Raw genomic sequence first — 16,207 nt, forward strand, 5'->3', positions numbered from 1 at the left:
GTTTGACAGGATTCAAGGGCGTGCAGCTGATTCTCCGCTGCATGCCCTTTTATTGCTGCCTGGAGCAGCATATACCGGTGAGATGGCTGATTACAGATCAGACAAACCGGGTAATAGCCAGCGGAACTTAACATCATAATATAAGATGAACTTAACATTCTTAGGTTCACGTTCTCTAGTGGAGGTTTTTAGATGAAATCGAATTTTTGGCGGGATAGCGTGGGACTTGCACCGGGCGACAACTGGAAACGGGAGTGGGTGGCAGGCATCCTATCGTATTTCGCTTCGGTATATATTGTTATGGTCAATGCAGCGATTCTGCATGATGCAGGCATGCCGCTGCGGGCGGGAATGGTGGCCACCCTGCTGACAGCGATTACAGGCTGTCTGCTGATGGCTTTTGGCGGCAAAACGCCGATTATCGTCGTCCCAGGCATGGGGATCAATGCCTTTTTCACCTATACATTGGTACATTCTATGAAGCTGGATTGGCGTGAGGCGCTTGCCGTTGTTGTGGTGACGGGTGTGCTGTTCGCCATTGTAGCGTTCACTTCGCTCTACCGCATACTGAGTGATGCCATACCCCATAATCTGCAGCATGCGATAACTGTCGGAATCGGTCTGTTTCTGACGTTTATCGGCCTGCAAAAAAGCGGGATTGTGATTGCCCACGCCACGACCTTTGTCGCCATCGGGCATTTCAGCGATCCTGCGGTCATTACCTCGGTGGTGACGCTGCTGCTCGCCCTGGTCCTGTTCATCCGCGGCACGCGCGGCGGCCTGCTGATCAGTATGCTGGCGGGGACAGGCCTGGCCTACCTGCTGGGAGCGGCTCATGCGCCTGAGAATATCGAATCCGGACATGTGTTCAGCGGATATGGCGATGTGTTCGCCAGTATGGAATGGAGCGGATTCATCAGCCTGGTCTTCTGGATTGCCGTATTCCTGCTGCTGCTGATCGTTGTCTTCGAGAACATCGGCCTGATCTCCTCGCAGACGCTGATGATAGGCCGTCCAGAACGCTTCAAAAGCAGTCTGCGGGCGCTGTCCGTCGCCAACATCGCAGCAGGTCTGTTCGGCAGCAGTCCCGTAGTAGCCGCTGCCGAATCTACAGCCGGCATCGCTGCCGGCGGACGCTCCGGCTTAACCTCGCTCGTCACCGGTCTCTTGTTCGGGGCGACGTTCCTGTTCATTCCGCTGCTGGCTTATGTGCCGGACAGCGCCATTGCGCCGATTCTGATCGTGATCGGCGGACTGATGGTCCAGAGTGTGCGCGAGATGGATCTCAGCGACATGACGGAGCTGTTCCCTGCGTTTCTGATTATGGTGATGATTCCATTCACCTACAGTATCGTGGACGGGATGGCGTTTGGGTTCATCACTTACCCGGTTGTGAAGCTGGCTACAGGCAAAAGCAAGGACGTCCCGCCGGCGCTGTACGGGATTGCCGGGCTGTTCGTAGCGAACTTTGTGCTCCATGCGCTGATGGGCTAAATGCGCCTCATGTAGGGCAGGTGAGCCGTTCTATACGGCAGTTTGAAATATATGGCTTTCCCTGTCCTCTTGTGATATGATGTACTGCTCACATCACTTTTAGGAGGTAACTGAAATTGGAAGACAACTTTCAAAGTGCCTATCAAGAGGAAGAAGACAGGCTGAACCATGCGCTTATTGAGATTGACTCTACCCTTGAGCGGTTGCGCAGCACTCCGGTGTACACGGGACACGAGTATACGGAGCAAGTGCTGGAGGACTCCAGGGAACAGAAGCGCAAAGATCTTGCCAAGCTTAGGCAGGAGCCTTATTTCGGACGGCTTGATTTTCAGGGCAATGACGAGGAAGAACGCAAGGCACTTTATATTGGTAAAATCGGCGTAGACCGTGAGCAGGTAAGCGACCGTCCGCTGGTCATTGACTGGCGGGCACCGGTGGCAAGCCTGTTCTATTCGTTTACAGGAGGGACAGAAGCGGCCTCCTATGAAGCACCGGAAGGGCTGATTGAAGGGCTCGTCTACCTCAAACGCAACGTGGTCATCCGCAAGCAGATTCTGGAGCGGGTTGCGGATACGTATAACCGCGACAGTGATGCGCCGGCGGTGTCGGATGAATTCCTGGTGTACCGGCTCGGTGAGAACAAGGACAACCGTCTGCGTGATATCGTCTCGACGATCCAGGAGGAGCAGGACAAGATTATCCGGGCAGCGAAGAATACGGCGCTGATTATTCAAGGGGTGGCGGGAAGCGGTAAAACCACCGTCGCGCTGCACCGGCTGGCTTTTTTATTGTATCAATACAAGGATCAGGTCTCGGCGGAGAAAATGATTATTTTCGCTCCGAACCGGATGTTCCTGGATTATATTTCAGATGTGCTGCCGGAGCTCGGCGTCGGCAATATTGCCCAGAGCACCTTCCCGGACTGGGCGGCGGGTGTGCTGGGCGTAACTTTGCCGGAGCAGGACGCTTCGGAAACGATGAACCGCTGGTTCGAAACAGCAGGAGCGATGCCTGTCATTACAGAAGAGACCCCGGGACGCTTCAAAGGCTCCACGGTGCTGATGAGTGTCATTGAATCCAGCATTAAGCTGCTGGAGACCAGCGCCGTGCCTGAAGGGGATTTCAGCCCGTGGGACGGGGCTGTGCTGCGCCGCTCGATGATTCTGCGCTGGCATAATGAAGAATACGCTCCGTATCCGCCGGCCAAACGCAAGGAACGCGTGATGGCGCGGATTCACCGCTGGATCGAGATGGAGCTGAAGAAGAGCCCTTCGGCCGCTGCGCTGAAGGACCGTAAGAAAAAAGGCGCGGCCCGCGAGAAGGCGTACAGCGCCAAGTGGCCGAAATATGAGCCGCTGGCCATCTACAAGCAGATATTCCGTGCGGCGAAGACTCCGGAGGACTGGCCGGCTGAGGCGCCGGAAGAAATTCCGCAGGCAGTACTGAAGGAAACGGTGAAAGAGCTGAAGAAAGGCATTTTGCGGGAAGAGGATCTTCCGCCGCTGCTCTATATTCATTATCTTTTGAACGGCAATGAGGGGACCGAACGCTTCGATCATATTGTTATTGACGAAGCGCAGGATTTCTCCCCGTTCCAGATTGCCGTGCTGGATCTGTATGTGAAGGGCCATTCCTTCACCATTCTGGGTGACTTATCCCAGGGGATTCATGCCTACAAAGGGGTACATGAGTGGAATGAGATGCAGTCGCTGTTTGCCGGGGAGTATACAGCGTATCATGCGCTTACCCGCAGCTACCGTTCAACGATGGAGATTATTGAATTCGCCAACGGTATTCTGTCCGCCGGCGTCGGCAGCGCGCTGCTGGCCGTGCCGGTCTTCCGCAGCGGTAATCCCGTGCGGCTGATTTCCTATGAGGATGCGCAGCCGGAACCGGCTACAGGCGGCAGCCAGCGGCTCAGCGCTGTCAGGAGCGCCCTGTCGTCGCTCTCCGGGCGCGAATACCGCACAGTGGCTGTATTGACCCGCAGCCTGCGGGAAGCCGCTGAGCTGTACGCTGAGCTTGCCGGACAGTTCGAGGATATTCATCTCATTGACGGCAGCATCACCGAATACCGCGGCGGCTTGTCCGTACTGCCCGTATATTTGTCCAAGGGACTGGAGTTCGATGCCGTCATCCTGGCGGATGCGGACAGTGCGCACTACGGAGGGGCAGCCTGGGATGCCAAGCTGATGTATGTAGGCTGTACACGTGCCCTGCATGAGCTATGGCTATTGCATGACGGCGGTCTTCCGCATTACGTACAGCTGCTTGGAGACGAAACGGTCTCCGGCTGGCCGGTACCCGAAGGGAATTAAGGTTTACATTATCTTGGGTAAGGGCAGCCCTGTTTTGGAATGGGATAAAGGGTTGCGCTTGGTGAGAACACTCCGCAAACGGAACGTTGTTCCAATCGCTGCCCAATCCAGATTTTTAAAATTCCCTTAGCGGTGAAAATCCGGACACAAGGCGACCGCTAACGCTTTATCCGCGGGTCGTCCGGTCCGATCCGCTATTTAAGCGGGAAACGTAAATGCAATCTTAAAAAACGCAAAAAAGAAACCTCTCTTTGGTGAAATGTATTAACCATTTCAAAGAGAGGTTTCTTTTGCGTGCTGAATGAGCAAATGAGGAGCATTAGTGCCCCAGAATCCACTGGAAGCGGGCCGAATGAGCAAATGAGGGGCATTAGTGCCCCTGAATTCACTGGAAGCGGGCCAAAAGAGCAAATGAGGGGCATTAGTGCCCCTGAATTCACTGGAAGCGGGCCAAAAGAGCAAATGAGGGGCATTAGTGCTCCTCATTATGCCGGATACCGCCAGAAGTAGGCGAATGGAGAATGTAATGTTGGTCCGTTTGCGGACCGTCCGCCCAAGCAGCCGGTGATAGTTGCCCGGGAGACTTAAGCCTTGCCCTTCGGCTCGAAGTGAAACCGTTCCACCTGTCCCTGCATGTCCGATGCCATGGCGGACAGCGCAGCGGAGGATGAAGTGATCTCCTCCATGGAAGCAAGCTGCTCTTCTGTCGCCGCTGTTACACTCTGGAAGGATTCCAGCGCGGCCTGGGCGATCTTGGCCATCTCCTGAACAGACGCTGCTACTTCTGCGCTGCTGGCCGACATTTGCTCGGTAATCGCGGATACTTCATGGATTTGCTCGCCTACATGCCGGGTGGACTGCTCGATCTGATGGAAGGCCTCGCTGGCTTCCTGTGTAAGCGCCATTCCCTGCTCCACATCTCCAACCACTTTATGCCGCATCACATCATAGGCGCTGGCAATCAGGTCTACCATCTCGGAGATGGTCTCCTGAATTTGTCCTGCACTGACATTGGTAGCTTCGGACAGCTTGCGCACTTCACCGGCGACTACAGCGAAGCCTCTGCCATGTTCTCCGGCCCGTGCAGCTTCAATGCCGGCATTCAGCGATAAGAGATTGGTCTGCTTGGCAATAGCAGAGATGGCCGTGCTGGTCTCCGCCACCTTGGCGCTTAAGCCGTTGAGCTCGGCGATCAGACTGCCGGACTGATGTACGGATTCGCGGATCGTCTTCATCTGTTCTCCGACATGCTGCATCTTGGCGCTGCCGGTGGAGACATCCTGTTCCGTCTGTACTGCGGCGCCCACTATCATCTCTGAGGCGGAGGCGATTTTTTGAATGCCGGTTGACATTTCATCCATCGTTATAGCCACTTCGGCGGAAGCATAAGCCTGGGTTTCCACACCACGGGTGGATTCCTCGACCAGCTCAGTCACATACTCGACCGCTTTGCTGTTCTCGCCGGTGCTGGCTGTCAGCTGTTCACTGGCTGCCGCCAGGTGGCCTGACGTTTCAGCGACCTCCTGAACCATTTTGCGCAGGGAAGACACCATCGCATTATAATTGCCGGCAAGCTGACCGATCTCATCCTTGCGGTTCGTTTCCACAGACTCATCCAGATAACCCTCGCTTACCCGTTTGGCCGAACGGTTCAAGCGTTCCACAGCGCCGGTAATGCGGCGGATGATAAGGAAGGTTACGATCGAAGCAAGCAGCAGAGAGACGACAAGCACGATACCTGACTTGTACAGAATCGGGTATACAGCCTTGGTGTATTCATTCTCCGGCAGCACACCGGCCATTTTGAATCCGGTCAGCTCGTTCGTAATGTAGAAGCCGTCCATTTGTGTATTGGCTGTATCGTCCTTGTAGGAGATTTTGCCTGCCGGACCCTTGCCCATTTCAGCCAGCATCTGGCTTGTTGCTTCAGAAGCCACCTCCATGGTGGGGTGATAGATCACCTTGTTATTGCCGTCTAGAATATATACATAACCGCTGTCGCCCAGACTGACATTTTTGGTCAGCTCCATAAGCTCGTTCATGCTGATGCTGATGGTAACGGCACCCTTGCCGTCCGGAAAAGCCCTGGAAACCGGCAGAATGTAGCTGTTCGTCACTTTGGAGAAAATCGGATCAATAACCGATGTGGTCTCCGGTGACTTTAGAGCGTCTATGTACCAGTCCCGGATGCGGGGATCATAATTCTGTTGCTCTGAATCCGGAGCGAACATGTATTTACCTTCATCGTTGCCCAGAGCTACGATATCCACTTCAGGATGCTCCAGCTTGAATTTGTCGATCAGGCTGCGTACTTTTGCAGTATCGCTGGTGAGATCGGCGGCACTAATCTGGTAAGCAAGCTCATTCACACCTGCGCTCTCCAGCTGGATTAATTGCGAAAGGGTTTTATCGAGAATATGAATGCTTGAGTTTGTGGTCTCTTCCATCTTGGAGCGCAGGGCCGACTCTGAGGTTTCCGTGGATATGACAACCAGGGCAAGGGAGGGGAGCACAATGGCTATGATGATTAGCAGCATGAGTTCCGTTCTGAGCTTGGTGATGTGAAATACACGCTTTAAAGGATTCCGTGGGGTTGTCATAGAAGGTTCCTCCTGAATTTCTGAATGGATGGGGTTAAATTAATTTCCATATCTCGAAGTAAATAGATAATTTAATATATATTTCGACACTAATCGACTAAAAAATTAGTTTTTCGTCAAAATTTTTTTGGCTAAAATTACCGCTATGCATTCCTCCTGAAAGTTATGATTAACGTGAGCTCAAGGTGGAGAACGATTATAACTATTCTTGAACTTGTAACCCGCGGATACCTGTGGCTTAATAATAAGTGTCCGGCCGGGCAAGATTACTTCTGGAAGGAGGCTGATGGCAATGTTTTCAGAATACGAGGTGGTTTCCGTCTAAGACGGAAGCCTGTTTAAGGGGAGGCCGCGAGGCCTCCTTATGTATAGATAGCGTCTATATATTTCAGGCTTAGCTAAAATATATAGAAGTACACTGACAAACTACTGATAGATTACTGATAAACAATGAATGTAGACGCTGACCGCAGGGTTTAATATAATGAATTTAGGTTATTTACCAAATTTGAGGAGAAGAAAGGAGGCAGGTGGCATGATTATCAAGAACAGCGCAGTGATCGGACTTAACGGAACACACCTGTTGAAGGAGGAACCAGAACGTGAGTTACGTAAATGGAAAGGATGTGCTCCCCCCGGGATTGCTCGAAGAGCTACAGGGCTACATCCAGGGTGAATTGCTATACATCCCGAAGAAGACGGAAGAGCGGGTACGATGGGGCGAGAACAGCGGCTCCCGGCAAGAAATTGCGAACCGCAATGAAGAGATCTTCTGTAGTCACAGCAGCGGCTGCTCGGTGAACGAGCTGCAGAAGAGATATCATTTATCCGAAGAAAGTATCCGCAAAATCATTTCAAAAATGAGGCTGGCGCTGAACAGCTAGCCTGAATATTTGAAACAACCCCAAACATATAAGTTCTAAGAATAGAACAAAGAGCATGCTCCCGCCGGTGATGGCGAGGTCATGCTCTTTTTAATGAAAGCTGCGGGTATGGTATGATAGAAGGCAGCCAGTTCTTTCTATCGAAGAAATAGCGAAATACCAGATTACTAGCAAGGAAGTGGAGTTATGGATTTATTCTCGCTGGGTGAGGATAACGGGAACGGGAGCGGACGGCTGCTTGCAGACCGGATGCGTCCCGTGAATCTCGATGAATATATTGGACAGGAGCATATTGTAGGCCGCGGCAAGCTGCTGCGCAGGGCCATTGAGGCCGATCAGGTGTCTTCCATCTTGCTGTACGGGCCTCCAGGCTGCGGCAAAACAACCTTGGCTCATATCATATCGCATCATACCCAAGGTGAATTTGTCCGGCTGAACGCGGTGGAAGCCTCGGTCAAGGATGTCCGCGAGGTTATTGAACGCGCCCAGAGCAACAAGGCGCTGTACGGCTCGAAGACCATTCTGTTTCTGGACGAGGTCCACCGCTTCAACAGCTCCCGCCAGGATGCGCTGCTGCCGGCAGTGGAGAAGGGGACGATTACCTTCATCGGCGCCACGACGGAGAATCCGTTCCATTATGTGAACGGGGCGCTTATGAGCCGCTCCACGCTGTTCCAGCTGGAGTCCCTGACCAGTGAGCATAGCCTGATTGCCATGAAGCGGGCGCTCGCCGATGAGCAGCGGGGCCTGGGGTTCATGGATCTGAAGGCGGATGAGGACGCGCTGCAGCATATCGCCACGATGGCTAACGGCGATATCCGCCGCGCCTTGAACGCGCTGGAGCTGGCGGCGATGACCACTGCCCCGGAGAGTGACGGCAGCGTGCATATCACGCTGGAGGTGGCGGAGGAGTCCATCCGCCGGCCGATTGTCAAAGCGGACGAGTCTACGCAGTATGATGTGCTGTCCGCTTTTCACAAAAGCATCCGCGGCTCCAGCGACGCCGCCCTGTTCTGGTTCCTCTACGCCGTGGAGAAGCTCGGCATGGACCCGATGACCTTCATCCGCCGTCTGATCGCCGCGAGCAGCGAGGATATCGGCCTGGCTAACCCGCAGGCGATGGTTCAGGCTGTCAGTGCGCTGGATGCGTACCGCAACAACGGCTGGCCGGAGGCGAAGCTGAATATCGCGCAGGCAATCCTGTTTGCGGTGGAGAGCCCGAAATCAAACGGCGTGGTGATGGCAATCGCGAACGTCATGGATAGCCTGGAGGATCTGAAGTCGGCTGAGGTGCCGCTGCATTTGCGGGATACGCATTATAAAGGGGCAGCCCAGCTGGGACATGAGGGATACCAGTATCCCCATAATTTCCCCGGCCATTATGTGAAGCAGGACTATCTTCCGAAGGCGATCTCCCGGAGGGTGTTCTATCAGGCGACCGAGCAGGGCAACGAGGCGAAGATCCGCCATAACCAGCAGCTGCGTCGCGGGCAATAGCGCTCCACTCAGATGCATGGGAAGACCAATTAAGGAAGAGAAGTAAAGTGAGACCACCGCATGCACTCAACTGCGGTGGTCTTTTGCTTGCGTATCCGCGTGCACCTGAAGCACGTTAGGCGTTTTTTTCGGTTGATGAAACGGCAAATATGATAAAAATGGTAATTTTTTGACAAAACGAGTCTGTTTTCAGTGGATGTAATTGTAAATATATAGAATTAAATTACTTTATGTGGTATATGTGTAGATAGGGAGATTATTTCCTTAATTTGTAAGAGGGGGGTGGGGGATGGAGTGTACTGAATAGAATGTCTTATGAAATGTCTTCAATGGACGCTGGGGAGGTATCTGCGCGTGAGTCACCCGATCGGGCTGAAACGTAAGAATCGAAGGGAGATGAGTTAAGGTGAAGCAAACGAGACGGAAGACAGGCTGTATCGCAGCACTGAGCTTAATGCTAACCTGCACTATTGCTTCAGGGACTGTTATTTATCCGCATGTCAGCAAAGCCGCAACCGCCGGGATTAATTATGCAGAGGCACTGCAGAAATCTATCTATTTCTATGAGACACAGCGGTCGGGTGATCTGCCGGCGAACAATCGTGTGGAATGGCGGGGCGATTCCGGGCTGCAGGACGGTGCGGATGTCGGCCACGATCTGACGGGAGGCTGGTATGACGCAGGGGATCATGTTAAATTCGGATTTCCTATGGCGTACACCTCCACCATGCTGGCATGGTCGGTCTATGAATACAAGGATGGCTACGTGCAATCGGGGCAGCTGGATGAGATTCTGGACAATATCCGCTGGGCAACAGACTATTTTGTGAAAGCGCATACGGCTCCTAATGAGCTGTGGGGACAGGTCGGCAACGGCACGGCGGATCATAACTGGTGGGGACCGGCGGAGGTCATGCAAATGGCACGTCCATCCTACAAGATTGATGCTGCGCATCCCGGCTCTGATCTGGCAGCGGAGACCGCTGCTGCGCTTGCCTCAGCTTCCATTATTTTCAGGGATTCGGATGCCGCTTATGCGGACAAGCTGCTGCTGCATGCCAAGCAATTATACAATTTTGCCGATACGTACCGCGGGGCTTACTCCGATACAATCACTGATGCCAAGCAGTATTACAATTCGTGGAGCAGCTACGCCGATGAATTAAGCTGGGGCGGTGTCTGGCTGTACTTAGCGACCGGCGAGCAGACCTATCTGGACAAGGCTACTGCCGCCAGCAATCTGTGGGGCACGAACCAAGCCGGAGATTGGGGTTATCAGTGGACCCAATCCTGGGATGACAAGCATTACGGTGCACAGCTCCTGCTGTCCCGCATTACGGGTGATCCCAAATTCATTCAATCCACTGAACGGAATATGCAGTTTTGGACCACCGGAGTGAACGGTACCTCTGACCGGGTAGCTTATACTCCCGGGGGGCTGGCCCATCTGGACCAATGGGGGGCGCTGCGGTATGCGGCCAACCAGGCATTCATGGCCTTTGTCTATGCGGACTGGGTTTCAGATCCGGTGAAGAAGAGCACCGCCCAGACCTTTGCGGAGCGGCAGATTACCTATATGCTGGGCGATAATCCGCGGAGCAGCAGCTATGTGATCGGCTTCGGCGCGAATGCGCCCCAGCATCCTCATCACCGCACCTCGCACGGCTCCTGGAGCGACAGCCAGACCAGTCCTGCGAACCACCGGCATGTGCTGTACGGCGCACTGGTCGGAGGACCTTCCAAGACAGACAGCTACACCGATACGATCAGCGATTATGTCTCCAACGAAGTTGCAACCGATTACAATTCAGCCTTTACCGGCGCTTTGGCCAAAATGATGCTGCTCCACGGGCAGGGCCAGCAGCCGCTTGTGAATTTCCCGCCGGCCGAAACGCGTGAGGATGAAATGTTCACCGAGACCTCTGTGAACGCCAGCGGCAGCAATTTTGTGGAAATCCGTGCACTGCTCAATAACCGCTCCGGGTGGCCTGCCCGCTCCAGCAGTCAAATGTCCTTCAACTACTATATGGACATAAGTGAGGCTGTGGCTGCAGGGTATGGACCAGCAGATATCACCGTCAAGGCGGGAGGCTACAATCAGGGGGCAACCGTCTCGCAGCTGCTGCCTTATGATGAAGCGAATCATATCTACTACACCAAAGTAGATTTCTCCGGCACACCGATTTATCCGGGCGGACAATCCGCTTACCGCAAGGAGGTCCAGTTCCGGATTGCCGGGCCGCTGAACACCACCTTCTGGGACAACAGTAATGACTTCTCCTTCAAGGGAGTGGCACCAGGTGCTTCCTCGGCGACGAAGAATCCGTATATTCCGGTATTTGATGCGGGTGTCAAGGTATACGGGGAGCTGCCTCCCGGCGGCGGAACCCCCGGTGAACCCCAGGTTCCGGGCCGTCCGTCCGGCCTGCAGGCTGTACCCGGCAATGCCAGCGTGGCCTTGAGCTGGAATGCGGTCAGCGGTGCTTCCCAGTATACGGTCAAGCGCTCTCTGGTGAGCGGCGGACCGTACACGGTGATCGGCACGGCAAACGGAGCCGTCTACAGCGACAGCGGGCTGACGAACGGAGTGGACTACTATTACGTGGTGACCGCATCGAACAGTGTGGGGGAGAGTACGGCGTCTGCACAGACTACGGCCCGGCCGCGCGAGACCACCCCGCCGGTTACTGGAGCTTTGCGTGTACAGTACCGCACCAATGACACAAGTCCCGGTGATTCTCAGATCCGCAGCCAGTTCCGGATTGTCAACACAGGGACCGAGACCATTGCACTCAGTGGTCTGAAGCTGCGCTATTATTACACCGTGGACGGGGACAAGCCGCAGGAATTTCACTGTGACTACGCTGTTGTCGGCAGCGGCAACCTGAGCGGAAGCTTTGTGAAGCTGGACGCGCCGGTATCCCTGGCGGATTCTTATGTGGAGATTTCCTTTGCCGCAGGGGCAGGAAGCCTGGCTCCGGGGGCGGATAGCGGGGAGATTCAGGTGCGGTTCAACAAGACGGACTGGACGGCCTACAATGAGAGCAATGACTATTCCTATGGTGGAACCCAGCAGACCTTCGCGGATTGGGAGAAAGCTACACTTTACCGTGCAGGAACGCTTGTGTGGGGCTTGGAACCATAAATCATTCCAGAGAGGAAGTATGCCGAAATGATAAAGCTGAGTTCAATCAAGAAACCATTCTCCATAGTAATGGCTGCCATCCTGATCATTTCTCTTACAAGCGGTATCTTTAATTTCAGACCCGGGACAGCCAAGGCTGCATCGGTAGAACAGACAAGATTTCTGCAATTATATGCCCAGCTGAAAGACCCGGCGAGCGGCTATTTCTCGGCGGAAGGCATTCCTTATCACGCGGTGGAGACCCTGCTTAGCGAGGCGCCCAACTACGGGCATATGACCACCTCCGAGGCCTACAGCTACTGGATGTGGCTTGAAGTGCTGTATGGCTATAATACCGGAGACTGGAGCAAGCTCGAAGCCGCCTGGGACAATATGGAGAAATACATCATCCCGGTTAATGAAGGCGACGGCGTGCAGGAGCAGCCGACGATGAGCAATTACAACCCGAACAGTCCGGCAACCTACGCCTCGGAGCTTGCCCAGCCGGATCTGTATCCAAGTGCGCTGAACGGCAAATATACGCCGGGCAAGGACCCGCTGGATGGAGAGCTGAAGTCGACCTACGGCAATAACCAGACCTATCTGATGCACTGGCTGGTGGATGTGGACAACTGGTACGGCTTCGGCAATCTGCTGAATCCTGCGCATACCGCTGCTTATGTGAATACCTTCCAGCGCGGAGTGCAGGAATCCGTCTGGGAAGCGGTGGCGCATCCTTCACAGGATGACAAATCGTTCGGCAAGACGAATGAAGGCTTCATGAGCCTATTCACCAAGGAAAATAGCGTACCTTCCGCACAATGGCGTTATACGAATGCTACAGACGCGGATGCACGCGCTGTGCAAGCGATGTACTGGGCCAAGGACCTTGGATACACCAATACGGTCTATCTGAACAAAGCCAAGAAAATGGGCGACTTCCTGCGTTATGGCATGTACGATAAGTACTTCCAGAAAGTCGGCAGCGCTGCTGACGGCACACCTGAAGCGGGAACCGGCAAGGATTCCAGCCAGTATCTGCTGGCCTGGTATACTGCCTGGGGCGGGGGCCTTGGAACAACCGGCAACTGGGCCTGGAGAATCGGCGCGAGCCATGCGCACCAGGGTTATCAGAATGTGGTTGCAGCCTATGCACTGTCCACTGCAGACGGCGGCCTGATTCCGGCTTCGGCAACAGCCGGAGAGGATTGGGGCAAATCGCTGACCCGCCAGCTGGAATTCTACAACTGGCTGCAATCCTCTGAAGGAGCTATTGCAGGCGGTGCCACGAACAGCTATGGCGGCTCATACAGTGCTTATCCCGCCGGTACAAGCACCTTCTACGGCATGGCCTACGACGAGGCTCCAGTCTACCATGACCCGCCATCCAACAATTGGTTCGGGATGCAGGCCTGGAGCGTGGAACGGGTAGCCGAGCTGTATTACATTCTGGCTTCCAGCGGGGATACCACCTCGGCCAATTTCAAAATGGCCAAACGGGTGATTGAGAACTGGATTGACTGGTCTACAGATTATGCCTTTGCGGGCAGCCGTCCGGTAACGGATGCCGCCGGCTATTATCTGGACCTGCAGGGAAACCGGATTCTGGGCGGAGATGATCCGCAGATTGCCACCGTGTCCGCACCCGGCGAGTTCTGGATTCCGGGCAATGTGGAGTGGCAGGGCCAGCCGGATACATGGGGCGGCTTCAACTCTTTTAGCGGCAACAGCGGCCTCAAGGCAGTGACCAAAGATCCCGGACAGGATACCGGTGTGCTGGGCAGCTATATTAAAGCGCTTACGTTCTTTGCCGCAGGAAGCAAAGCGGAACACGGCAGTTATACTGCGCTCGGCGGAACCGCTTCACAATTGGCCAAGTCCCTGCTGGATACAGCCTGGGGCTACAATGATGGACTGGGAATTACGACGCTTGAGAAGCGGGCGGATTATTTCCGGTTCTTCACCAAAGAGGTATATTTCCCTGCGGGCTGGACGGGGACCTTCGGCCAAGGAAACACTATACCGGGCAGCGCGACAGTACCTTCTGATCCGGCCAAGGGCGGAAACGGAGTCTATGCGAGCTATACCGATGTGCTTCCCGATATCAAAAATGATCCCAAGTGGAGTTACCTGGAAGGCAAGTACAACAGCTCATACAACAAAACAACCAAGACATGGGACAATGGCGCACCTGAGTTCACCTATCACCGCTTCTGGTCACAGGTGGACATCGCTACAGCCTATGCGGAATACGACCGGCTAATCAATAACGGCAGCGGTCCAATACCGACAGCTACACCGACCACAACGCCAACGGCCACGCCAACAGCTACGCCGACGGTCACTCCAACGGCTACACCAACGGCCACACCAACGGCCACACCAACAGCTACGCCGACGCCAACGGCTACACCGACGACAATGCCAACGGCTACACCGACGGTCACGCCAACGGCTACGCCTGCTGCGGCGAACCTGGTGGTTCAATACCGTACAACGGATACGAACGCCACAGATTCGCAGTTCCGTCCGCAGCTGCGGATTGTCAACAACGGGACGACAGCGGTAGATCTCAGTAAGGTCAAGCTCCGTTACTATTACACGATTGACGGAGAGAAACCTCAGCAGTTCAATGTCGATTATGCAACACTCGGCGGCAGCAATGTGCTGGGCAGCTTCGTGAAGCTTGATCCTGCGGTTGCAGGAGCGGATTATTATGTGGAGATTTCCTTCAGCGCCGGTGCCGGCAGTCTGGCACCCGGGGCGAACACCGGGGAAATTCAGCTGCGCATTAACAAAACCGATTGGAGCAATTACAATAAGGCCGATGATTATTCCTATGATTCAACCAAAACGGCTTATACAGACTGGAACCGGGTACCACTGTACTTGAATGGCTTACGGGTATGGGGGGTTCAGCCGTAATAAAGCGGACATTCTGTTGCCGGAATCCGGCCGGAATCTGCTGGTCTGAGCATTATCCCGTACAATAACGAATAAAAGAACCTTCAGCTCCACGATCCGGTGGTGTTGAAGGTTCTTTTGTATGCATTAGGGGCTCGTCTCCGACAGGTGATGCAGTTACACCTGCAGCAGCGGCACGACCTTCTCGGCAGTCTCAATGGTTCCGCCGCCCAGACACGTATCACCAAGGTAGAACACCACAGCCTGTCCCGGCGTGATCGCCTTCTGCTGAACATCAAATGCAACATGCACGGTTCCGTCCTCCTGCTTCGTCAGCGTAACACCCTGATCCGGCTGGCGGTAGCGGAACTTGGCGGTGCACTTCAGCGGCGTATCGCCCAGTGTAGCTGCATCAATCCAGTTCACGCCGGAGGCTATGAGGCTGGTGGAGTACAGGCTGACATGCTTCTCGCCCTGTACGACATACAGGGTATTGCTTGCCAGATCCTTCTCGGCCACGAACCACGGTTCACCTGTGCCGGAGCCGCCGATGCCAAGACCCTGGCGCTGGCCCAGCGTATAATACATGAGGCCGTCGTGACGGCCCTTGACTTCACCGGTGGCGATATCGACCATATCGCCCGACTGCGCCGGCAGGTATTGGCTCAGGAATTCACGGAAATTACGTTCTCCGATGAAGCAGACGCCGGTGCTGTCTTTTTTCTTGGCGGTGTAGAGTCCGGCTTCCTCGGCAATTCTCCGCACCTCAGGCTTCGGCAGATGCCCGATCGGGAACATGGCCTTGGAGAGCTGGTACTGGTTCAGCGCATTGAGGAAATAAGTCTGGTCTTTGTTGTTGTCCACGCCGCGCAGCAGCTTGAATATGCCATCTTCTTCTACTACCCGGGCGTAATGTCCGGTTGCCACGTAATCTGCGCCAAGCTGCAGCGCTTTGTTCAGGAATTCTCCGAACTTGATCTCGCGGTTGCACATCACATCCGGATTCGGTGTCCGGCCGGCCTTATATTCTTCGAGGAAATAGGAAAAGACTTTATCAAAGTATTCCTTCTCGAAATTAACGGTATAGTAAGGAATATCGATCTGCTCGCACACGCGGCGCACATCCTCGGCATCGGTCTCAGCCGTACATACGCCGAACTCGTCGGTATCATCCCAATTCTTCATGAAGATGCCGATGACATCATAACCCTGCTGCTTCAGCAGAAGCGCTGTAACAGAGGAATCGACCCCACCCGACATACCGACGACGACACGGATATCCTGATTAGCTTTTGTCATCGTGATCACCATTTTCTATGCACAAAATACCGGCGTTCTGACTGAACACCCGGCTCATTGTGTATTATAACATACCTGTCTACCCCA

Annotated in this window: 9 protein-coding genes; 7 read left to right on the forward strand and 2 right to left on the reverse strand. The window is 54.3% G+C overall.

Annotated elements, in window-relative coordinates:
* Positions 1 to 2: 2 nt before the first annotated feature.
* The 3 genes from MHI42_RS28225 to MHI42_RS28235 all read left to right on the forward strand — a co-directional run bounded on the left by MHI42_RS28225 (position 3) and on the right by MHI42_RS28235 (position 3,812).
* Entirely contained in the window at positions 3 to 131 is a 129-nt protein-coding gene (locus MHI42_RS28225) for a hypothetical protein (protein ID WP_342421322.1), read from the forward strand.
* Between the two features lie 61 nt (positions 132 to 192).
* Positions 193 to 1,494, forward strand: coding sequence for an NCS2 family permease (locus MHI42_RS28230; protein ID WP_342421324.1), 1,302 nt, complete (start codon positions 193 to 195; stop codon positions 1,492 to 1,494).
* A gap of 116 nt (positions 1,495 to 1,610) precedes the next feature.
* On the forward strand, positions 1,611 to 3,812 hold the full coding sequence (locus MHI42_RS28235) for a UvrD-helicase domain-containing protein (RefSeq protein WP_171720883.1): 2,202 nt from the start codon (positions 1,611 to 1,613) through the stop codon (positions 3,810 to 3,812).
* A gap of 584 nt (positions 3,813 to 4,396) precedes the next feature.
* Here the strand turns inward: MHI42_RS28235 and MHI42_RS28240 are convergent.
* Positions 4,397 to 6,412, reverse strand: coding sequence for a methyl-accepting chemotaxis protein (locus MHI42_RS28240; protein WP_171720884.1), 2,016 nt, complete (start codon positions 6,410 to 6,412; stop codon positions 4,397 to 4,399).
* Positions 6,413 to 7,014: 602 nt separating this feature from the next.
* Between MHI42_RS28240 and MHI42_RS28245 the strand changes: the two genes are divergently transcribed.
* From MHI42_RS28245 to MHI42_RS28260, 4 genes are all read left to right on the forward strand, one after another.
* A complete protein-coding gene (locus tag MHI42_RS28245) occupies positions 7,015 to 7,296 on the forward strand; it encodes a CD3324 family protein (protein ID WP_039294537.1) in 282 nt (93 codons plus the stop codon).
* Positions 7,297 to 7,482: 186 nt separating this feature from the next.
* Positions 7,483 to 8,793 (forward strand): replication-associated recombination protein A, encoded by a 1,311-nt coding sequence (locus tag MHI42_RS28250; RefSeq protein WP_171720885.1) that lies wholly within the window; start codon positions 7,483 to 7,485, stop codon positions 8,791 to 8,793.
* Positions 8,794 to 9,247: 454 nt separating this feature from the next.
* On the forward strand, positions 9,248 to 11,938 hold the full coding sequence (locus tag MHI42_RS28255) for a glycoside hydrolase family 9 protein (protein WP_342424817.1): 2,691 nt from the start codon (positions 9,248 to 9,250) through the stop codon (positions 11,936 to 11,938).
* Positions 11,939 to 11,965: 27 nt separating this feature from the next.
* Positions 11,966 to 14,842, forward strand: coding sequence for a glycoside hydrolase family 48 protein (locus MHI42_RS28260; RefSeq protein WP_342421325.1), 2,877 nt, complete (start codon positions 11,966 to 11,968; stop codon positions 14,840 to 14,842).
* Between the two features lie 156 nt (positions 14,843 to 14,998).
* Here MHI42_RS28260 and mnmA read toward each other — a convergent pair whose 3' ends face one another.
* Entirely contained in the window at positions 14,999 to 16,120 is a 1,122-nt protein-coding gene (gene mnmA, locus MHI42_RS28265; RefSeq protein ID WP_342421326.1) for a tRNA 2-thiouridine(34) synthase MnmA, read from the reverse strand.
* Positions 16,121 to 16,207 lie beyond the last annotated feature (87 nt).

Origin of the sequence: Paenibacillus sp. FSL E2-0178 (genome assembly GCF_038593005.1) — a bacterium.
GTDB classification, from domain to species: Bacteria; Bacillota; Bacilli; order Paenibacillales; family Paenibacillaceae; genus Paenibacillus_AQ; species Paenibacillus_AQ phytohabitans.

Coding starts and splice junctions, on each gene's coding strand:
- MHI42_RS28230 (WP_342421324.1), top strand. CDS start 193: ATGAAATCGAATTTTTGGCGGGATAGCGTGGGACTTGCACCGGGCGAC.
- MHI42_RS28240 (WP_171720884.1), bottom strand. CDS start 6,412: ATGACAACCCCACGGAATCCTTTAAAGCGTGTATTTCACATCACCAAG.
- MHI42_RS28250 (WP_171720885.1), top strand. CDS start 7,483: ATGGATTTATTCTCGCTGGGTGAGGATAACGGGAACGGGAGCGGACGG.
- MHI42_RS28255 (WP_342424817.1), top strand. CDS start 9,248: ATGCTAACCTGCACTATTGCTTCAGGGACTGTTATTTATCCGCATGTC.
- MHI42_RS28260 (WP_342421325.1), top strand. CDS start 11,966: ATGATAAAGCTGAGTTCAATCAAGAAACCATTCTCCATAGTAATGGCT.
- mnmA (WP_342421326.1), bottom strand. CDS start 16,120: ATGACAAAAGCTAATCAGGATATCCGTGTCGTCGTCGGTATGTCGGGT.